Origin of the sequence: Labilithrix sp., assembly GCA_019637155.1 — a bacterium.
GTDB lineage: Bacteria > Myxococcota_A > Polyangia > Polyangiales > Polyangiaceae > Labilithrix.
Genome location: JAHBWE010000008.1, coordinates 226360 through 246813 on the forward strand (window position 1 = coordinate 226360; position 20454 = coordinate 246813).

A 20454-nucleotide genomic window follows, 5' to 3' on the forward strand; every position below is an offset into this window, starting at 1 on the left:
GAAACCGCGTCGTATTTCACCCATCGTGCTCCTGAACGTCGTCCCCCTCCTGCGTAGACTCGACCGTCCGCTCTACGTGCTGTGGGCGGCGCTGAGCACGATCGCGTCGGCGCGGTCGTTCTACGGCTACATGCTGAAGCAGACGGGCGGCGAGTGGAGCGCGCCGCTCGACGACGTGTTCATCCACTTCGACTACGCGCGCTCGACCGCGCTCGGCCATCCGTTCGAGTGGACGATCGGCAACGGCTACTCCTCCGGCAACACGAGCCTCACCTACCCGTTCGTGCTCGCGGCGGGCTGGCTCGTCGGGTTCACGGGGCGGGACCTGATGCGCTGGGCCGCGATCGTCGCGATGGTGAGCGTGTTCGGCACGCTCCTCGCGGCGCGACGCCTCTTCATCGAGGACGATCGCGACGACTGGGGGCGCCTCTCGTCGTTCCTCCTCCCGCCCGCGTTCCTCGGCGTCGGCGCGCTCACGTGGTCCTTGTGGAGCGGGATGGAGGTCGCGTTCTTCCTCGCGACCTGGGCCATCGCGCTCGCCCTCTGGCTCCGCCTCGAAGACGCGGTGCGCCGCCGCCAGAAGGTCGCGCGCGCGGCGTGGCTCCTCGGCCTCGCCGGCGGCCTCCTCGTCACCACGCGGCCCGAGGCCGCGCTGACGATCGCGGCGTTCGGCCTCGCGACCGCGCTCCGCCGTGGCGTCACCGGCCGCGTCGGGCTCCTCGCGCGCATCGGCGTCCCGGGCGTCGTCCTCCTCGCCGCGCAGTCGATCGCGAACCGGCTCCTCACCGGCGAGGCGAGCGCGAACGGCGCGATCGTGAAGCTCGCGCTGAACAACCCGTTCATGACGGCGGAGGAGAAGCTCGAAGACTGGGTCTTCAACGTCCGCTACGCCGCGCTCCGCAACCTCGACTACCACTTCGCCCACATCGAGGGCGACGCGATGAGCGCGCTCGTCGACCGCTGGCCGGCCCTGCCCGCGCCTTACGTGTATCTTGCACGCACCGCGTGGTGGGCCGGCGTCGTCCCGCTCGTCCTCGCGCTCCTCCCGCTCGCGTTCGCGCGCACGCGTCGCGTCGCGATCGTGCTGTGGGCGCAGATCGTCGGCTGGATCGTCCTCGTCGCGTTCAACGGCCAGGTCCGCTGGCAGAACGAGCGCTACGTGATGCCGGCGGTGGCGTGGCTCCTCGTCCTCGCGGTCCTCGGCGTGAGCGTGGCCTTCCGCGCGCGCGCGGCGCCGGGGCGGCGCCTCCTCCCGTACGGCCCGCTCCGCCCGTCGATCCCGGTCGTCCTCGTCACCGGCGCGCTCGTCGTGCAGACGATCGGCGTCCTCACGCGGCCGGCGGGGGAGCTGCCTTCGTTCCGCCTCTCGTGGCTCCTCGCGCTCGCGTGCGCGGGCGCGGCGGCGTTCGTCCTCCGCTACCGCCCGGCGCGGATCGGCCTCGTCGCGCTCTTGGTCCTCTTCGCGTGGGACCATCAGCGGCCGAAGATGCGCGACCAGAAGTGGTTCTTCGGCCGCGCGTCGCGCAACATCCGCGACCAGCACCTCACCCTCGGCAGGTACCTCGCGGAGACGAAGCCGAAGCGCGTCCTCGTCGGCGACGCGGGCGCGATCCTCTACGAGTCGGACCGGCCGGGCCTCGACATCATCGGCCTCGGCGGCTACCACACGCTGCCCTTCGCGCGCGCGAGCGTGCACGGCCTCCCCGCGACGCTGGAGCTGCTCGAGCGGATCCCGAAGGCGGATCGCCCCGACGTCCTCGCGATCTTCCCGACGTGGTGGGGCGTCCTGCCGGTGTGGTTCGCGGACGACCTGCTCCGCCGCTTCCCGGTCGAGGGCAACGTGATCTGCGGCGGCTACGAGCAGAACGTCTACCGCGCGAACTGGAGCCTCCTCAACACCGGCGACCACATGCGCTGGGAGTCACGCCCGCGCGACGGCACGTGGGAGGGGCGGCTGCAGGAGAAGCCGAAGACCGAGGTCGACGTCGGCGACCTCGTGAGCGAGCGGCAGAACGGCTACCGCTTCGATCGGCCGCAGAACGGGTGGACGGACATGCGCATCCTCCCCGACCCTGCCGATCCGCAGAAGGACATGTTCGACGCGGGCCGCCGCATCGCGGTCGGGAAGAGCGAGAGCTTCGACGCGCGCGGCCTCGTCCTCGGCAAGCCGTTCCACGTCGTCGTGCGCATCGCGCAGGAGAGCGCGACCACGGTGCGGATCCGCGTCGAGGGCGCGGACGCGGGGAAGCTCGAGCTGACGCGCACGAACGCGTGGGAGGAGAAGGCGTTCCAGGTCGACGGCGCCCTCACGAAGCGCGAGACTCTCCGCGTCACGCTCACGAACGAGGGGCCCGGCGACTTCGTCGACTACCACCTCTGGGTCACGCAGTAGGGCGCGCGACGTGATGAGCATGTTCGGGACGTGGTCGCTGCCGGCCGATGGGGCGGCGAAGCTCGCGCTCGCGCTCGCGCTCGTCGTCGGGGTGCTCGCGTGGCGGTGGCCGTCGCTGCTGCTCGTGGAGGGCTCGCGTCGGCGGTTCCTCGCGATCGCGAGCGTCGCGGCGGGTGTGCTGTCGGTCGCGTACGTCTCGCTCTACCTCCGCGGCGGGCCGCGCATCGTCGACGCGACGACGTACTGGCTGCAGGGGCGCGCGCTGTCGCACGGCGACCTCGCGTGGACGCCGCTCGATCCGACCGCGAGCTTCCGCGGGCGCTTCCTCCTCTATCGCGAAGGCTCCCTCGGAGGCTCCCTCGGCGGCATCTTCCCGCCCGGGTACCCCCTCCTCCTCGCGGCCGGCTTCCTCCTCGGCGCGCCGATGGTGATCGGGCCCGCGCTCGCCGCCGCGCTCGTCGTCGCGACGTACCGCCTCGCGCTCGCGATGTGCAAGACGGGCGCGGAGGACCGGGCGATCTCCGGCGAGGACGAGCGCGTCGCGCGCGCGGCGGCGCTCCTCTCCGTCGCCTGCGCCGCGCTCCGGTACCACACCGCCGACACGATGAGCCACGGCGCGACCGCGCTCGGCGTCGCGATCGCGCTCGAGGCCGCGCTCCGCGGACGCGCGACGATCGCGTGGCTCGCGGTCGGCTACGTCGCCGCCACACGCCCCGTGAGCGCGCTGCCGATCGGCGCCGTCGTCGCCGCGCTCGTCCTGCGGAAGGACCGCCTGCGCTCGCTCCTCGGCCTCGCCCCCGGCGTCCTCTTGCTCCTCGCGTCGCAGCGCGCGGTGACCGGCTCGTGGCTCGCGTCGTCGCAACGCATGTATTATGCACTCAGCGACGGACCGGAGGGCTGCTTCCGCTGGGGCTTCGGCGCGGGGACCGGCTGCCTCTTCGAGCACGGCGACTTCGTGCGGACGCGGCTCCCCCACGGCTACGGGATCGTCGAGGCGCTCGGCACCACCGCGCGGCGGCTGCATCATCACCTCCTCGACGTCGCGAGCTTCGAGCCGCTCGCGCTCCTCGTGCTCGTTCCCGCGCTGAAGAAGCACCGCGCCGCGTACGCCGCGAGCGCGCTCGTCGGCCTCCACGTCCTCGCCTACGCGCCGTTCTATTTCGACGGCGACTACCCCGGCGGCGGCGCGCGCTTCTTCGCCGACGTGCTGCCGATCGAGCACGCGCTCGTCGCGGTCGGCGTCGCGCTCCTCGCGCGCGCGGCGAAAGAGCGCGCGCTCCACGCCGTCCTCGCGCTCTCGCTCCTCGGCTTCGCCGTCCACGCGGTGCATCTGCATCGAGAGCTCCGCGATCGCGACGGCGGGCGCCCGATGTTCGAGCCCGACGTCCTCGCGCAGGCGAGCCTGAAGCAAGGGCTCGTGTTCGTCGACACCGATCACGGCTTCGCGCTCGGCCACGATCCCGCGCGCACGCCGGCCGACGGCATCGTCGTCGCGCGCCGGCGCGAGGACGATCGCGATCGCCTCCTCTTCGAGCGGCTCGATCGCCCCCCCACCTACTGGTACCGCCTCGAGCCGAGCGGCCCCGTCCTCACCCCGTGGGCCCCGCCCGAGCTGGGGCCCGTCCTCCGCTTCGAGGCGGAGGCCGAGTGGCCGGTCCGATCGCAGTCCGGCGGCTTCGCGGTCCCGGCCTGGACCCACGCCTGCGCCTCCGGCCGCCGCGCCCTCGTCCTCACGCCGGCGGACGGGACCATCCCGGCGACGGCGACCTTCGAAATCCCGGTGCCGGAGGCCGGGACCTACGAGCTCAGCCTCCAGGTCTCGGCCGGGCGTACCCCTGGCGCGACCACCATTAAGGAGGGACCGGCCCGGGGTGGGCTCTCGATCGCAGAGGAGCGCATCGACTGGGTGAATCCCGAGACGTGCGCGACGGTCGAGCCCCGGACCGTGACGCTCGAGCCGCCGCGCGTGGTGGTCACGTTCGAGGCCACGGGGGGGCCGATCGGGCTCGACGCGGTCCGCCTCCGAAGCCTCGGATCCCGTTGACGTTTCTAAGGAAGCTGGTTTCATGTCGCGAGGCTCGACGAGCCTCGGAGCGGAGAAAGCCATGACGAAGAGTGAGCTCATCGACGCGATGGCCGCGAAAAGCCAACTCACGAAGGCCCGCGCCGAGCTCGTCGTGAACTGCGTCTTCGAGGCCATGACGGAGGCCCTGCAGAAGGGCGAAGGGATCGAAATCCGCGGCTTCGGGAGCTTCACGGTCCGCCCGTACAAGGCGTATTCGGGCCGCAACCCGCGCACCGGCGCGCCGGTCCCCGTTCCGCCGAAGCGCCTGCCGTTCTTCAAGGTCGGCAAGGAGCTCAAAGAGCTCGTCAACAACAGCCGCCTGACCTCGCAGATCACCGGCGGCGACGACAAAGACGACTGATCCGTGGCGGCCTCGGTAGAAGAGCAGCTCGCGGTCCTGACCCGCGGCGCGGTCGACGTCCATGTGCAGAAGGAGCTCGCGGAGCGCCTGAAGCGATCGATCGACAGCGGCAAGCCGCTCCGCGTGAAGTGCGGCTTCGATCCGACGCGGCCCGATCTCCACATCGGCCACGCCGTCGTCATGTCGAAGATGCGGCAGTTCCAGGAATTCGGCCATCAGGTCATCCTCCTCGTCGGCGAGTTCACCGCGATGGTCGGCGACCCCACCGGCAAGAACGAGGCGCGCCCTCCGCTCACGCGCGAGGAGGTGCAGGCCTCCGCGAAGACGTACACCGATCAGGCGTTCAAGATCCTCGACCGCGACAAGACCGAGGTCCGCTCGAACTCCGAGTGGCTCGACAAATTGAACGGGCTCGACTGGGTGCGGCTCCTCGCGCAGTCCACCGTCTCGCGCATGCTCGACCGCAACGACTTCGGCCTCCGCTACAAGGAGCAGCGGCCGATCCATCTCCACGAGTTCCTCTACCCGCTCCTCCAGGGCTACGACTCCGTCGCGCTCGAGTGTGACATCGAGCTCGGCGGCACCGACCAGCTCTTCAACCTCCTCGTCGGTCGCGACATCATGCCGACGTACGGGAAGACCGCGCAGATGGTCCTCACGATGCCGCTGCTCGAGGGCACCGACGCGAAGATGGAGAACGGCGTCGTCGTCGGCAAGAAGATGTCGAAGAGCGCCGACAACTACATCGGCCTGAGCGAAGAGCCGCTCGTCATGTTCCGCAAGGTCATGCAGATCGACGACGACGTGATCTTCCGTTACTTCGAGCTCCTCTCCGCGCGCTCGAACGCCGACATCGCCGCGCTGAGAGAAGAGAAGAAGAACGGCCGTGACCCGCGCGAGATCAAGGCGCTCTTCGCGAAGGAGATCGTCACGCGCTTCCACTCCGCCGAGGCGGCGACGGCGGCGGAAGCGGAGTTCAAGAACGTCTACTCCGCCGACGCGATCCCGACCGACATCGAGGAGCAGACGATCCCGATCGACACCGCGACGCTCTGGATCGCGAAGGCGCTCGCCGCCGCCGGCCTCGTGAAGTCCACGAGCGACGGACGGCGCCTCGTCGAGCAAGGCGGCGTCGAGGTCGACCAGCAGCGCGTGACCGACGTCCAGCTCCAGCTCGAGCGCGGGAAGAGGTACCTCCTCCGCGTCGGCTCGAAGAATCGACGCTTCAAATACGTCGTCGTCGCGTAGCGTCCCCTATCATTCCGCGCATGAGCGCACGATTTCGTGGGGTCGGGGTCATCGTGATCGCCGTCGCGGCGGCGGCCACGGCGTGGGCTTGCGGCGACGACGACGCGCCGGCGCCGGGCGACGTGGACGCGGGCGACGGCGGGGACACGAGCCCGACCGACGCCGCGCCGGCGGACACCGGCACGAACGACACCGGCAGCCCCGACGCGGAGGCGCCGGCGTTCGTCTGCGCCGACGCGGGCGCCTCCGTCGTCGACGCGTCGGCGTGCGCGGTCAGCTTCAAGACCGACGTGTTCCCGCTCCTCTCCGGATGCGCGAACTGCCACTCGGGCGGCACGCCGCCGAAGTTCAGCCCGAACGATCCCGACACGACGTGGAAGGCCTTCGCCGCGTTCGAGAGCAAGGTGAAGCGGCGCCTCATCGACCCGTGCTCCACCGCCGTCGCCGACTCCGTCCTCGTGCAGACGCTCGATCCGACGGTGCCCGCGGACGAGCGCGGCTCACTCATGCCGCCGGGCGCCGGCCTCGCGTCGGCGGTGCCGAAGGTGAAGCAGTGGGTCGAGTGCGGAGCGCCCAACAACTGATCCGCCCGCTCGCGGTCGTGTCGGCGCTCGCGATCGTCGCGTGCGCGCCGCGGCCCCCCGCACCTTCGGGCCCGAAGCCGGTCCCGCTCCACCTCGAGCCCGCCTGCGACCTCGCGCCGGCCGCGGGCGTCGAGTGGGTCGTCGAGGTGAAGCCGCGGGCGATCGCGGAGGTCCCGGACCTCATCCCCGCGATCGGGCTCGTCCTGCCCGAGGAGCGGCTCCAGGTGTTCGCCGCCGCGCACGGCGGGATCGACCTGCGCCAGACGAAGGACCTGTGTGTTGCACAATACAAGGATTCGTCGCTCGCGATCGTGAGCGTCCCGCTCGATCCGGATCGCGTCGCGCAGGCCTTCGCCGCGCGGACGGCGGAGCCGCCGGTGCGCACGATCCTGGCGCCGAACCCGCTCGTGCTCCGCCTCGCTGGACGCGTGCAGGACGACAACGAGCGGCTCACGCTCTTCGGGCGCGACGCGGCGGCGCTCGAGCGCGGCACGACCGGACCGCTCCGCGCCGCCGAGGCCTTCGCGTTCATGAAGCTGAAGAAGGCGACGCCGGCGCTGCGAGGCGCGGCGCTCTCGCGCGCGAGCGAGGTCGTGCGCGACGCGCCGGTGCGCGCGTTCGCGGCGGGCCCGTTCGAGGGCGAGGTCGCGCGCGGGCTCGGCGGGATCCTCCGCGCGACCACGGCGGTGGGCGCGGCGGTGAAGTGGACCGGCCAAGGGACCGCGCTCGACGTGCGGATCGCGCTCGTCGGCGCGTGGGGAGACGACGGGCCGGCGGCCGCGCAGCGCCTCGCGGCCGCCGCGAACGTGCTCGCGGACAGCGCGATCGGCCGGCTCCTCGGCCTCGACCAGCCGATCCGCTCCCCGACCGCGCGCGCCGAGAACGACGCGCTCGTGCTCGAGGCGACGCTCGACGGCGCCGCCCTCGCGCGAGGCCTCCACGCCGCCCTCGACGCCGAGATCGCCGACATCATGCGCCGTTGAGGTATTCAACGTCGGGGGCTTCGCCGGCTTCTCCCCCGACACCCCCACCCCAGACACGGCACTCGCGGCCGCTTCTGGGGCCCCTCAAGGCTTCGGCCAGGTTCCGCTTCGCGCGGAGCCCCGGATAGGTGCATACTTCAAGACGTGGGGCGATTCGCCGATCTCGAGACCTGCGCCGAGCTGACGCTCGAGCATGCGCGCGAAGCTGCCGCATCGCTCGTGTCGATGCGCGCGTTCCTCGACTGGGCGTCGTTCACCGCGCGTCCGGAGGAGGGCGCGCCGAAGGTGCTGCTCGCGATCGCGCAGCTCGCGCAGGCGAGCTGGATCGACGGGGCGCTCTACGTCGACGTCACCGGCGACGACGCGGTGACGAAGATCTCCATCTTCGCCGACTACGGGTTCGGCATTCGCGAGCGCCTCCTTCCGCTCGCGCGCCTCGACGCGCCGTTCGACGAGTTCGTCCGCGCGGTGCGGCTCTCGCCGAAGCTCATCGCGCCGTTCCGCGGCGAGACCCTCGCCGGCTCGCTCATCCTCACGCCGCCGGACGCGGAGCTCGGGGAGGAGAAGGACCTCGCGGACATCGCGATCGCGGAGTCGAGCCTCCTCGACGATCCGAACCGCACCGTGCCGCCGCCGCCGGCGGCCGCCGTGACGAAGCCGCCGCCCTCCGTCCCCGAACAGAGCGGCGTCCATACACATCCGACGGTGCGTCGAATGGTCGCAGTGCGGCCTGAAGCCCTCCGTTCGGGCAACGACGACTGACCGGCGCTGAGGGCAGGAAGAATCGACCGGGTGTGGGTTGACGCCCGTTCGTTAGCAGTGCTACGCGCGCGGCAGATGGCTCAGACCGCACGCTCCACCCGCTCCTCTTCCACCTCTGCACCGAAGGCCAAGGCGAAGGCCGTCACGGCGAAGACGAAGGCCAAGCCGACGCACCTCAAGGCCGTGAAGACGCCCGCGCCCGCGCCCGTCGCGACGATGGTCGAGCGTCCGCGCACGTCGCCGCTCCCGCCCCCGCCGATGCCGAAGGCGAGCATGAAGCTCGAGCCGGCGAAGCCGGAGCCGAAGAAGGAGGAGCCGAAGGTCCACCGTCCGTCCGGCGTGGTGCCGAAGGGCTACGTCCCGCTCGTCAACATCCCGCCGCTGCCGCCGCCGCCGAAGAACCTCAACGTCCAGGTCGGCGACAAGGTCGTGCACCCGGCCCACGGCCTCGGCGAGATCCTCGCGATCGAGCAGCGCGAGATCGGCGGCACGAAGGGAGAGTTCTTCATCATCCGCATCCTCGACAACGGGATGCGCGTGATGGTCCCGCGCACGTCGGCGCAGGCGGCCGGCCTTCGTCCGGTCATGAGCGCGAAGGAGGCCGACAAAGTCCTCGAGACGATGAAGGCGCGCGAGGTCGCGGTCGACCTCCAGCCCTGGAGCCGCCGCTTCCGCGCCTATACCGAGATGATCAAGAGCGGCTCGCCGCACGAGGTCGCGAAGGTCCTCCGCGACATGTACCGCCTCAAGTTCGACAAGGAGCTCTCCTTCGGGGAGCGCCGCCTCCTCGACCAGGCGAAGAGCCTGCTCCTGAAGGAGCTCGCCGCCGCGAAGGGCCTCACCGAGGCCGCGCTGCAGGGCAAGGTCGACGAGATGTTTCGCAACTGAGTGGGTAAACGGAGTGCGGCCCGGGTAGAATCCGGGCCGTGTCCGCTCGTGTGCAGGTCCTGTCGCTCGTCGTCCTCGGCTCGGGCTTGTTCGCGTGCAGCGACGTGCCCGCCAAGGCCGACGCGCTCGCGACCATCCAGCGTGACGTGAAGGAGGAGGCGACCTGCACGCTTCCGATCAACCTGCTCCCGCTCCTCAAGATGCAGCACACGACGAAGGCCGTGTGCGTGCCGCGCGAGACGGATCCGGCCGGCAAGAAGCAGTACGACGACGCGATGCGCTGCCTCGACGCGCTCGTCGCCGCGGACGTCACGAAGCCGATGCCGTCGGGCTACATGGCGGAGTGGCCCGACGAGCTGAGCGGCACCGGCTTCGACGCGATCTCCCCCTACGAGCGCCGCGCGCGCACGCTCCTCTTCAAGGGCTGCGTCCAGATGGTCGACGACCTCCGCGCCGGCCAGTTCCGCTGCGGCGACGCCCGCGCCGACAAGGTCGTCCGCATCAGCAAGATCGACGCCACGCACGTGTCGGTCCGCTACTCCCGCGCGATCACGATCGACCCGCGCCTCGCCTCCGTCGAAGCGGCCTGCGGCAAGGTCACCCGCCCCGGCCCCGAGGCGTCCGCCACGTTCGTGAAGAACACCGAAACGAAGAAGTGGGCGCTCGGCGACGGCGCCCCCACCGAAGACGCCGCCGCGCTCTGACGCCGGCGCTCACGCCAGCGGGACGATGACGAAGCTCGGGCCCGCCTTGCGCGCCGGGCGATCGCCGAGCTCCGTCAGGGCCGCGTGCAGGGCGTGAAGGTGACGGAGGCCCAGCGGCAGCGCGTGCTCGTTCGGGTGGACGAGCGCCTTCTCCGGGTACTCCACCTCGCGCGCGTCCATCTCGATGTGCGCGCCGATGACCTGCTTCACCGGTCGATCGGCGGTGAAGGCGACGAGCCGCGCGACGCTCGCGCGGTAGGCGCCCCAGTCGCGCACGTAGAGGCGGCCGGGGTACAGCGTGTCGCCGGTGAAGAGGAGCTGGGTCGCGCGATCGTAGAACGCGACGTGGGCGGCCTCGTGGCCGGGGATCGCGAGGACGTCGACGAGGCGGCCGCCGAGGTCGATGACGCCGGGCTCGTCGAGGGAGGGGATCCCCAGCGCCGAGCGCACCGCGTCGACGTCGTGCGCGATGACGCTCGTGCGCGCGCGGCCGCGGAGCTGATCGTCGCCGCCGACGTGATCGTCGTGCGTGTGCGAGTGCGCGACGAGGAGGTCCGGCCGCGCGTCACGTAGCGCGCGCTCGACCGGCGCGCGGACGTCGGCGTCGCCGGTGCCGGTGTCGATGAGCAGCGACCGCTCGCGTCCTTGCAAGAGCACGAGGAACGGCGCCTCGAAGTGGGTCTTGATCGACTGACGGAGGAACGTCGTCGTCGCGTCGAGCGACCACGTGCGGACGCCGGGATCGTTGCCCTCGTCGTCGGCGAACGCGTGCGCGGCGAGGGCGTCCATTTCTCGCGTATCCTAGCGCTCGCGATGGCGGCGCGCCTCCTCGGGATCGACATCGGCACGACCGGCGTCCGCGCGGCGGTCTTCGACGCGCGCGGCGCGCTCCTCGCCGACGCGCAGGTCCCCTGCCCTTACGCGTCGCCGCAGCCCGGATGGGCGGAGATCGATCCCGAGCGCTGGTGGTCCGCGACGGGGGAGGTCCTCGCGCAGATCGACCTCGCCGGCGTGGACGCGGTCGCCGTCGTCGGCCAGGCGCCGACCGCGGCGCTCCTCGGATCGAAGCAGCCCGCGATCCTCTGGCTCGACACGCGCGCGGCGGCGGAGGCGCGCGCGATGGGCGAGCACGCGTATTACCTCGGACCGAAGCTCGCGTGGCTCGCGGCGCGCGGGCTGCTCGACGGCGCGACCGCGGTGGTGCAGTCGCACGCGTACGTCGCGTATCGCCTGACGGGCGAGCTCGCGACGGATCCGTCGACCGCCGCGCTCTGTCGCCCCCACTTCGATCTCGCCGCGCGCGCGTGGTCGGCGCCGCCCGACCTCGCGCCGAAGCTCCCGCCGATCCGCGCCGCGCACGCGATCCTCGGCCACGTGCGCGCGAACGCGTTCGGCCTCCGCGAAGGCACCCCCGTCGTCGCCGGCGGCGGCGACTTCGCGGCCGCGACGCTCGGCGCCGGCGTCGTCGCGGAGGGCGAGGCGTGCCTGATGCTCGGCACGGCGGGGAACCTCCTCGTCCCGCGCGCGACGCCGGGCACCGATCCGCGCCTCATCAACGCGCATCACGTCGGCGCCGATCTCTGGCTCTCGCTCGGCGGCACGCTCTCGGGCGGCGCGATGGAGTGGCTCCGCCGCGCGCTCGGCGACGTCCCGCACGACGAGCTCGAGCGCGAAGCCGCGCCCCTCCCCGCCGGCGCGGGGGGACTCCTCTTCCTCCCCTACCTCGCCGGCGAGCGGACGCCGATCTGGGACACCGACGCGCGCGGCACCTTCGTCGGCCTCGGCCTCGAGCACGGTCGCGGGCACCTCTGGCGCGCGCTCCTCGAGGGGATCGCGCTCGGCTTCGTCGATTGCCAGGAGGTGCTGGAGCAAGACGGCGTGAAGCTCACCGGCGTCGTCGCCGCCGACAACGGCGGCAAGAGCGCGCTCTTCCGGCAGATCCTCTGCGACGCGCTCGGCGTGCCGCTCTCGTATACGCCGCGATCGAGCGGCACCGTCGCGGGCGCCGCGATGCTCGCCGGCCTCGGCGTCGGCGCGCTCTCCTCGCCGGACGAGGCGCGCCGATGGCGCGGCGAAGCGGTCCATCACGAGCCGAACGCGGAGGCCCACGCCCGCTACCGCGCGCTCCTCCCGCTCCGACGAGCCGCCTACGAAGGCCTTCGACCGCTGAACGCGAGCCTCGCCCAGCTGCGCGGCGCGTAGGCCACGCGCTCAGAACGACGGATCGAAGGTCCGCGCCGAAGCGGAAGCGGAAGCGGACGCCGGCGCGGACGCGTCGATCGTGTTTTTCGAGGACTTCGTGGGTGTCGAAATCACGGCGACGCACATGACCATGACGCTCGCGAGGAGGATGAGGACGCCGACACCGAGGATCACCAGGACGACGGTGTTCGTCGACGACGAAGGACGCGCGAGCGGCATCGGGCGCGCCGGTGGCGCGGGTCGATCGCCCACGCCCCTCGCGCCGTGCTTCGGATGGGGACTCGGCGCGGCGTGCGGCGAAGGCTGGGTCGGCGAAGAGGCGACGTGCCGTCCGCTCGCAGGGTGAGCGTCGGGCGGCGGCGCGGCGCCGGGGCTCGCGAGCGTGGCCGCGAGGCGCTCGCTCGCGGCCTTCGGCGGAGGCGCCGCGACGTCGAAGGTGTTCGTGCGTCCGCCCGACGCCGCGGCGCTCGGCGCCTCGGGCAGCGTCGCCGGCGCCGCGGCGCTCGGCGCCTCGGGCAGCGTCGCCGGCGCCGCGGCCTTGACGGCGGACCAGCTCGTCGGGAGCGTCGCCTGGAGCGTCTGCGCCATCTCCGCGGCGGTCACGAAGCGCACGCTCGGATCCTTCTCGAGCGCGCGCGCGACCGCCGCCGCCAAGGCGCGCGGCGTCGCGGGGACGAGCGCGTCGAGCGGAGGAGGCACGTGCTCGATGATCTCGAACGGCAGCGCCGGCGCGTTGGCGCCGCGCCACGGCCGCGCGCCGGTGAGCATCTCGAACAGAACGACCCCCACCGCGTGGATGTCCGAGCGCGCGTCGGCGGGCTGTCCCCGCAGCTGCTCCGGCGCCATGTACGAGGGCGTCCCGAGGAAATGGCCCGTCGCGGTGCGAACGCCGCCCGGCACGTCGTGCATCTTGGCGATCCCGAAGTCGAGGAGCTTCACGTGCTCCTCGCCCGCGGCCGAGCGCGAGATCCAGACGTTCGACGGCTTCACGTCGCGGTGCGTGATCCCGACCCGGTGCGCGGCCTCGAGACCGGCGAGCATCTGCGCGGCGATCCGGGTGGCGCGGCTCGCCTCGAGCTGGCCTTCGCGCCGCAAGAGCGTCGACAAGGACTCTCCGGTGAGCAGCTCCATCACGAGGAACGGCGGGGCGCCGAGCTGGAAATCGAAGATCGCGACGACGTGCTGGCTCTGGAGGCCGCCGGCGGTCATCGCCTCTTGCTGGAGACGAGCGACCGACTGCGGATCGAGCTCCGCCAGCACCTTGAGCGCGACGCGGCGCCGGAGATCGAGCTGCTCCGCCTCGAACACCGCGCCCATCCCACCCGCGCCGACGCGACGAAGCACGCGATAGCGGCCACCGAGGACACTTCCGATGAGCGAGTCCAAGTCGACGCGCATCAGGGCCGAAAGTCGTCGAGCGAGATCTGGTAGTGCTTCAGCCAGCGATGGACCTGCGCGCGGTCCTTTCCGAGCGCGCGCGCCACCGCGGCCACGTTGCCGGCGCATCGCTGGAGCAGCTCGCGGAGCTCCGCCGCCGGCGGCGCGTTCGTGCGTGAGCCGGCCTTCGGCGCGCCCTCCTCCGTTCCTCGCGGGGAGCCGAGCGCCCGGTCTTCCGAGCGCTTCTTGGCGAGCGCCTCGAGCGCGCCCGGCGGGAGGTGCTGCTCGTCGAGGGCGTCGCCGTTCGCGAGGGCGACGGCGCGCCGGACCGCCGCGAGCAGCTCGCGGACGTTCAGCGGCCAGTCGTAGCGCAGGAGACCGATCATGAAGCGCGGCGTGACGCGGACGTTCGCGGCGTCGGCTTGGGCGAGGAACGCCTGCACGAGGAGCGGGATGTCTTCCTTCCGCTCGCGGAGCGGCGGCAGCGAGATCGTGTGCGCGCTGATCCGCGCGTAGAGATCGGCGCGGAACTGCTCCTTGTCCACGAGCTCCGCGATCGGGCGATGCGTCGCGCTCACGACGCGGACGTCGACCGGCTCGGACACATGGCTGCCGAGCGGCGTCACCTGGCGCGTGTCGAGCACGCGAAGCAGCTTCGCCTGCGCCTCGAGCGGCATGTCGCCGAGCTCGTCGAGGAAGAGCGTCCCGCCGTCGGCGCTCCGGACGAGGCCGAGGCGATCGCGCTCGAGCCCGGTGAAGGCCCCGCGCTTGGCGCCGAAGAGCTCCGCCTCGAGCAGGGCCGCCGGCACCGCCGCGCAGTTGACGGCGACGAACGCGCCGGCGCGCGCGCTCGCCACGTGGAGCGCGCGCGCGACGACCTCCTTGCCGGTCCCGCTCTCGCCGAGGACGAGCACCGACAGCGCGGCGGCCCCCGCGACGCGGAGGACCTCCGCGCGGACGGTGGCCATCGAGGGGCCGCCGATCAGCCCCGCGACCGCGGCCGGCACGTCGCGCTCGTTCTGACGTCCGAGGAAACGCTCGGCGCCGCGCTCGACGAGCTTGAACACGACCTCTCCGAAGCGGAGCTCGTCGCCGTGGACGACGGTGGCGCGCTCGATCCGCGCCCCGTTCACGAAGGTGCCGTTCCGGCTCCCGAGATCGTCCACCTGCCACGCGTCGGCCTGACGCGAGACCTTCGCGTGCGACCGCGAGACCGAGCTGAACGGGAGGACGAGGCCGCCACGCGGGGGCTCGCGCCCCATGATCAGCGGCTCGTCACCGAGGAGGACGGCGAGCGGGACGCGGACGTCCGGCGCGTAGAGCGTGACGAGGCCCGCGCTCGTCGCGCCGTTCGAGAGCGGACCGCCGCCGACGCTGAAGGTGCTCGTGTCCGCCGACATCGCGGAGGAGTATATTCGCACGGGCTTCGCGGGCGCGCCCAGGCCGAGCAAGAGGCGCAGCGGTGCTGATGGCTCCGTCAAGGGAGCCGCGCGCGTGGAAGCGGGCTCATTCGACCGACACCGCCGGCAGGCTCGTGTTGACGAGCCGCTCGTTCTCGATGCTGCCGAGGCCGAGCTGACCGTTCTCGTTCTTGCCCCAGCATTTCACCGCGCCGCCCTCGAGCACGGCGCAGTTGTGGAACGCGCCCACGGAGAGGGAGAGCGTCGCCGGCTCGAGCTTCACCGCGGGGAGGTTCTGCCCCATCTCGTTCGGGCCGTCGCCGCGGTGGTCGTTCTCGCCGATCCCGAGCTGTCCATAGAGGTGGTTCTGTCCCCAGCACTGCACCGCGCCCGTGGTGAGGAACGCGCACGTGTGATGGCTCCCGGCCATGACCGTCTTCACCGGCGCCGCGAGCTCCACCGCGCCGAGCGCGTCGCCCATCTCGTCCGGCCCGTCGCCGCGATGCTCCGCGTCGCCGAGGCCGAGCTGACCGAAGGTGTTGCTGCCCCAGCACTTCACCCGCCCGTCCTCGAGCTGGGCGCAGGTGTGGTAGCCCCCGGCCGAGACCGCCGTAGCCTTGCCGCCGAGCGCGATCGCGGGGAGCGCCGCGACGGTCTCTCCCGCCTTGTCGCCGCGATTCTCGGCGTCACCGAGGCCGAGCTGCCCCGAGACGTTGTCGCCCCAGCACTTCAAGATGCCTCCGGTCAGGACCGCGCACGTATGCCCGTAGCCGGCGGAGATCGCGGTCGCCGTCACGCCGTCGCCGAGAGCGACGTCGACCGGGTTCTCGCGGTTCGACGAGTCGCCGAGGCCGAGCTGTCCCAAGCCGTTGTTGCCCCAACACTTGATCTTGCCGCCTTGGAGGAGCGCGCACGTGTGGAGCCCCCCGGCCGTCACGGCGACGGCGGGGGCTTCGAGATCGACCTTCGCGAGCGCGGCGCCCATCTCGTTCGGATCGTCGCCGCGAGTCACGCCGTCGCCGAGGCCGAGGCGACCGGAGATGTTGCTGCCCCAGCACTTCACGTCGCCTCCCTCGAGCAGCGCGCACGTGTGCTCGCTGCCCGCGGAGAGCGCGACGACCACGCCGCCGACGTCGACCACGCCGAGCGCGGCGCCCATCTCGTCCTCCTCGTCACCGCGGTTGTTCGTGTCGCCGAGGCCGAGCTGACCGTCCTGGTTGCGGCCCCAACATTTGACCTTGCCGCCGAAGACGATGCACGTGTGCTCGCCGCCGGCCGCGATCTGCGTTCCTCCGCTGCCGTCGCCGCCTCCGCCGCCTCCGTCGCCGTCGCCGCCGTCCGTTTCGGTCGCCGACGCGTCGGGCTCGGGGTTGGGATTGGGCGTCGGGGTGCCGGCGTCGTCGGAGGCGGTGGCCGCTTGATCGCAACCGACGTGGAGCGCGGCGGCGCACGCGGTGATGCTCCAGGCGACGAGGGAGGTGGTGGTCCAGATTCGCATTTCGATGGTTCCTCTTTGCGGGTGCGGGTTCGTCGGCGCCGAAGAGCAGGACGCGTGCCTCGCCCCGATCGCGCTCGGACCCCCGCGCGGCGCGGTGTTTCGTGAGACCGTGACAGTCACGAAGCCGCTCGAGCCGTCACGGATCCGTGACGGCGCGCGGGAGCGACTGTCACGCCGCGCGGCCTCCGACCGCGAGAAACCAGGCGCGACGAAGACGCGAGCGAGGGCATGCGTCCTGCTGTCGGTTCGGTCCGTATGAAATTCCTCCTCGCCGTCCTGATCGTCGTCGTCTCGATCGGAAGCTCCCACAGCGAGGCCGACGCGCGCCCGTCGCGACGGCACCGCAAGCGGACACTCCCGGCGGTGTCGGTCGCACGGGCGCCGGCGCCGCCGCCACCCCCGGCCGCGCCGCCCGCCGGCGGCGCGATCGCGTGCTCGTGCACGACGGTCTCGAGCTGTCCGCAGATCGGCACGCTCTCCGTCGCCGGCTACAAGCGGCAGCCGCTCTATTGCAACCAGCTCAACGGCTCGGAGAACCCCGGCGTCGTCGGACGCGACGCCTGGTACTACCAATGCGTCGAGCTGGCGAACCGGTGGCTGGTCGACTCCGTGGGCGCGCCTTCGATCGCGGGCAACGCCAACCGCATGTGCGAGAACGCGGATCGCGGCGCGTACGAGGTCTACACGTCGTCGCACGATCCGGTCCCGGGCGATCTGCTCGTGTGGGACGGATCGACGATGGGTCACGTCGGCGTCGTGATGTCGGTGGCGCCGTCGTCGATCGTGCTCGCGAACCAGAACTACGGCGGCCGAGGGCGGCAGGTTCCCTTCCTCGACGTCCCGCGAACGGGCGGCTTCTTCGGGGTCCCGGCGGGAGGCCGCGGGCTTCGCCCGAAGTGCATCATCCACCCGCGGCGCCTCGGAGCGCGGGCGCGCCCGAACGACGCTGCATCGGTCGCGGGCGTGCTGTAACGTCGCGGCATGAGCGAAGTGTTCTCCCTCCTGACGCTGACGCTGATGGAGGTGGTGCTCGGGATCGACAACATCGTGTTCCTCTCGATCGTCGTCGGGACGCTCCCGGAGCACCAGAAGGTGCTCGCGCGGCGCCTCGGCCTCGGTCTCGCGCTGGTCGCGCGCCTCGGCCTCTTGGCCGGCATCAAGTGGGTGATGGGCCTCGACACGGCGCTCTTCCACTGGTCCTCGATCGGTTGGGTGCCGGACGGCTGGGTCGAGAGCCACAACGTCGACGCGGTGACGGGCAAGGACCTCGTCCTCCTCGGCGGCGGCCTGTTCCTCATCGGCAAGAGCGTCGTCGAGATCCACAAGAAGACGATGGGCGGCGAGGAGGAGGAGATCGCGGAGAAGGCGAAGAACAAGTCGTTCGCGGGCGCCATCGCGCAGATCGTCCTGCTCGACCTCGTCTTCTCGCTCGACTCGGTCATCTCCGCGGTCGGCATGGCGCGCGAGCTCTGGGTGATGGTCACCGCGATGCTCGTCGCGGTCGCCTTCATGGCCACCTTCGCGAGCCGCATCTCCAAATTCGTCGACGAGAACCCGACCTTCAAGATGCTCGCCCTCACCTTCCTCGTGATGATCGGCGTCCTCCTCCTCACCGAAGGCGCCGGCACCCACGTCAACAAGGGCTACATCTACGTCGCGATGGTCTTCGCCCTCATCGTCGAGCTGTTGAACATGCGCGTCCGCAAGAGCAAAGACGCCGCCAAGAAGGCCGAGCTCAAAAAGGAACACGAAGCCAACCCAACCCGCCAGAGCATGGCCTAAGCGCGCAGGAGCGCCGCCTTCTGCGTTTCGGCTTTCGTGCGAAGGTACTCTTTGTAGAGGTCGGTGATGCGGTCCATGAGCTCGCCGGAGGCCTTCGCGTCATCGCGAGCGTCGCTCGCGGCCCGGCCGTGGCGAGCCGCGAGGTGTCCCTGGTGCGTGGCGTCGATGTCCGCTTTGCTGGCCTTTCCGGACTGCCATGTCGACGCGATCTTTCCGGCTCCCTCGACGCTCTTGGCGCTCGAGCTGAACGCATTCGTGTCGGGCTTGTTGATACCCCCGAACGACAGCAGGCCAGCTCCGGCCGTCGAAAAACCGCCGATCATTCCAGCCGCGTACTCACCGTCGGACTTCCTTTCCATCGCCTCGATTTGGCGCGTCTCGGCTGCCACTTGGAGCTGTTCCTCGGATGCACGAATCGCTTCGGAGATCTCCTTGTCGTCTTGCGCCGCCTGCACGAGCAGAATCGCGAGATCGGCACCAATGTCACCGGTGAACAGGTGGGGTTCCGGAAGAAGCGGTGCGTCGTCCAATGCGAGCGCCGGCAGATGATCGACATCCTCGCCAGGTCCGACCGCGGTTACGTTGGGCGTCTCTCGAATTCCAGTGGTCTCGTTCACGCTCGCACTCCCATGCTCATGAGTCGCGTCTCCGACTCGGTCTCGGTCACTTCCTGGACGGCCGCGGCGATCCGGCGGTAGGTCTGCGCATTCTCGCGAAGCTCGTCGATGATGAGATCGACCTGCCGCATCAGTCGTTGTGCATTGTTCATGTGCTTCTGCGCGATGATGTGCGCCTCATCGACCTCGTGCCGCACGGCAGCGCTCTCGACTCGATGCATGCCTCCGTGAACTTGGACCGCGCCCTCCACCGCGGTCCCGACCATCGCGAGCGCCTTCGGAGCTGCGCCGGCCGCGCCGACACCCGTCAGCACCGCGCCGCCGAGCATCATGCCGCCGCCGATCCACATCGAGGCGTTCTTTCCGATCAGCGGATCGAGGCACTTCGTTTCCTGAATGGCGAATCCACCGGCGGACAGCGCGACGCCGATCAGTACGACCGGGGCCGTCGCGGTACCGGCGGAGCCGACGATGGCAGCTCCCGCCGCAACGGCCATTCCTGCGATCGCGATCCACTTCGTGTACTTCAGTGACTCGCGATCGACCTCACGAATCTCGTCGGCGACGGCGCTGTCCTTGTCGGCGATGAGCGCCATCGCAGCGGCGCCGCGGTCGACGCTGCACCCAAGCGTCATTCCGGTCCCCACCCAGGCCGACGCATCCTTGCCAAGCACCTCGGTCTCCTGAACGAGGAGTCCGCCGATCGCGATCGCCGCACGCATGGCCTCCGGCGTCACGAGGCCGTCCTCCAGCGCCGCTGCGTTCATGGTCACGCAGTACAACTTCGTGGCGAGCTCGATGGACTCGGCGTTGTCCTTCTCGAAATCACGAAGGAGGTCGGGCGTGAGGCGGCTCATATGCATGCTCACGTCCGCCATGACGAGCAACGGGTTGGCCGTTGCGATTCCGACGAGACTGCCAATCCCCATCGCATCGAAGAACCCGCCCTGCTCTTGCTGCGCCTTCTCGGCCTCGGCGAGGGCAGCCTCCTGAGCTTCGCGGGCAGCACGGCGCGCCTCCTGCTTCGCGGCAATCTCCGTCATGGCCGCCTTCGACTCGAGATGGTTGTTCTCGGCGAAGATCAAATAGAGCGCGGCGAGACCATCCAACGAGTCTGCAGGAGGCGGCAGGAGAACGAAGGCGCTCGCATCTGTCTCGGTCGGACCAGGCGTCGCCGCGTTCGTCACGCTCGCACGCATCGTCTCCGGGACCGACATCGTCATCGAACGACGAGCTCCGCGGCGGCGAGCGCGGCGAGCTCGCTTTCACTCTGCTCGAACGCGAGCTCTCGCGCGGCCGAAAAGACCTCCACCGCGTCGTCGTCTCGACCAATGGCTCGCAGCGCGCGACCACGAGCGATCGCGCACCGAATCGTCGAGCTCGCGACGGTCGCGCCAACGCCGTAGAGCTCGACGGCGATGCGATGCTGGCCGATGGCTTCGTGGCAAGCGCCCAGCGCGAGCCACCCCCGCTCATCCGCGGGGTAAGACATGAGCATCGCGCGAAACACCTGGGCGGCCTCGGCGTAGCGAGCGCTCGTCAGGAGCCAGTGTCCGGTCGCGTAGAGTCCTTCCGTCGTTCGCGTGGTCAT

General features: G+C 71.1%; 17 protein-coding genes and 2 pseudogenes. 12 read left to right on the plus strand and 7 right to left on the minus strand.

Going from position 1 to position 20454, the window contains the following annotated elements:
- Positions 1-49 precede the first annotated feature (49 nt).
- The 9 genes from KF837_18725 to KF837_18765 all read left to right on the plus strand — a co-directional run bounded on the left by KF837_18725 (position 50) and on the right by KF837_18765 (position 9987).
- Positions 50-2392: a hypothetical protein gene (locus tag KF837_18725; protein ID MBX3229361.1), complete on the plus strand. Its 2343-nt coding sequence runs from the start codon at positions 50-52 to the stop codon at positions 2390-2392.
- Between the two features lie 10 nt (positions 2393-2402).
- Complete coding sequence (locus KF837_18730) at positions 2403-4436, plus strand: hypothetical protein (GenBank protein ID MBX3229362.1); 2034 nt, start codon at positions 2403-2405, stop codon at positions 4434-4436.
- Between the two features lie 61 nt (positions 4437-4497).
- Positions 4498-4818: an integration host factor subunit beta gene (locus KF837_18735; protein ID MBX3229363.1), complete on the plus strand. Its 321-nt coding sequence runs from the start codon at positions 4498-4500 to the stop codon at positions 4816-4818.
- A 3-nt stretch (positions 4819-4821) separates the two neighbouring features.
- Entirely contained in the window at positions 4822-6066 is a 1245-nt protein-coding gene (locus tag KF837_18740) for a tyrosine--tRNA ligase (GenBank protein ID MBX3229364.1), read from the plus strand.
- A 20-nt stretch (positions 6067-6086) separates the two neighbouring features.
- On the plus strand, positions 6087-6650 hold the full coding sequence (locus KF837_18745; GenBank protein MBX3229365.1) for a hypothetical protein: 564 nt from the start codon (positions 6087-6089) through the stop codon (positions 6648-6650).
- Positions 6620-7633, plus strand: coding sequence for a hypothetical protein (locus tag KF837_18750; GenBank protein MBX3229366.1), 1014 nt, complete (start codon positions 6620-6622; stop codon positions 7631-7633). Before KF837_18745 ends, KF837_18750 begins: the two co-directional genes overlap by 31 nt.
- Positions 7634-7777: 144 nt before the next feature.
- Complete coding sequence (locus KF837_18755) at positions 7778-8395, plus strand: hypothetical protein (protein ID MBX3229367.1); 618 nt, start codon at positions 7778-7780, stop codon at positions 8393-8395.
- A gap of 75 nt (positions 8396-8470) precedes the next feature.
- Complete coding sequence (locus KF837_18760; GenBank protein MBX3229368.1) at positions 8471-9283, plus strand: hypothetical protein; 813 nt, start codon at positions 8471-8473, stop codon at positions 9281-9283.
- Positions 9284-9321: 38 nt separating this feature from the next.
- Positions 9322-9987, plus strand: coding sequence for a hypothetical protein (locus KF837_18765; protein ID MBX3229369.1), 666 nt, complete (start codon positions 9322-9324; stop codon positions 9985-9987).
- 9 nt (positions 9988-9996) lie between these two features.
- Here KF837_18765 and KF837_18770 read toward each other — a convergent pair whose 3' ends face one another.
- Complete coding sequence (locus KF837_18770; GenBank protein ID MBX3229370.1) at positions 9997-10776, minus strand: MBL fold metallo-hydrolase; 780 nt, start codon at positions 10774-10776, stop codon at positions 9997-9999.
- Positions 10777-10800: 24 nt separating this feature from the next.
- Here KF837_18770 and KF837_18775 point away from each other — a divergent pair, with 24 nt between their 5' ends.
- Positions 10801-12189: a hypothetical protein gene (locus KF837_18775; GenBank protein MBX3229371.1), complete on the plus strand. Its 1389-nt coding sequence runs from the start codon at positions 10801-10803 to the stop codon at positions 12187-12189.
- Between the two features lie 9 nt (positions 12190-12198).
- Here the strand turns inward: KF837_18775 and KF837_18780 are convergent, their stop codons facing one another.
- The 3 genes from KF837_18780 to KF837_18790 all read right to left on the minus strand — a co-directional run bounded on the left by KF837_18780 (position 12199) and on the right by KF837_18790 (position 16464).
- Positions 12199-13587 carry a serine/threonine protein kinase gene (locus KF837_18780; protein MBX3229372.1) on the minus strand — a complete coding sequence of 463 codons (1389 nt, stop codon included), beginning with the start codon at positions 13585-13587 and terminating at the stop codon, positions 12199-12201.
- A complete protein-coding gene (locus tag KF837_18785; protein ID MBX3229373.1) occupies positions 13587-14966 on the minus strand; it encodes a sigma 54-interacting transcriptional regulator in 1380 nt (459 codons plus the stop codon). Before KF837_18785 ends, KF837_18780 begins: the two co-directional genes overlap by 1 nt.
- A gap of 106 nt (positions 14967-15072) precedes the next feature.
- Positions 15073-16464: a hypothetical protein gene (locus KF837_18790; GenBank protein MBX3229374.1), complete on the minus strand. Its 1392-nt coding sequence runs from the start codon at positions 16462-16464 to the stop codon at positions 15073-15075.
- Positions 16465-16692: 228 nt separating this feature from the next.
- Here KF837_18790 and KF837_18795 point away from each other — a divergent pair.
- Together KF837_18795 and KF837_18800 are read left to right on the plus strand one after the other, a co-directional pair.
- Positions 16693-17265: pseudogene (locus tag KF837_18795) on the plus strand (CHAP domain-containing protein).
- Between the two features lie 162 nt (positions 17266-17427).
- Positions 17428-18246: pseudogene (locus KF837_18800) on the plus strand (TerC family protein).
- On the opposite strand, the gene KF837_18805 reads toward KF837_18800, so the two are convergent.
- The 3 genes from KF837_18805 to KF837_18815 are packed head-to-tail and all read right to left on the minus strand — an operon-like array spanning position 18243 to position 20454.
- The gene (locus KF837_18805) at positions 18243-18863 is read right to left on the minus strand and encodes a hypothetical protein (protein MBX3229375.1); all 621 of its coding nucleotides are present in this window, start codon (positions 18861-18863) and stop codon (positions 18243-18245) included. The pseudogene KF837_18800 and the gene KF837_18805 overlap by 4 nt on opposite strands.
- Positions 18860-20086: a hypothetical protein gene (locus KF837_18810; protein ID MBX3229376.1), complete on the minus strand. Its 1227-nt coding sequence runs from the start codon at positions 20084-20086 to the stop codon at positions 18860-18862. Before KF837_18810 ends, KF837_18805 begins: the two co-directional genes overlap by 4 nt.
- Positions 20083-20454 carry a hypothetical protein gene (locus KF837_18815; protein MBX3229377.1) on the minus strand — a complete coding sequence of 124 codons (372 nt, stop codon included), beginning with the start codon at positions 20452-20454 and terminating at the stop codon, positions 20083-20085. The genes KF837_18810 and KF837_18815 overlap by 4 nt, the downstream gene beginning before the upstream one ends.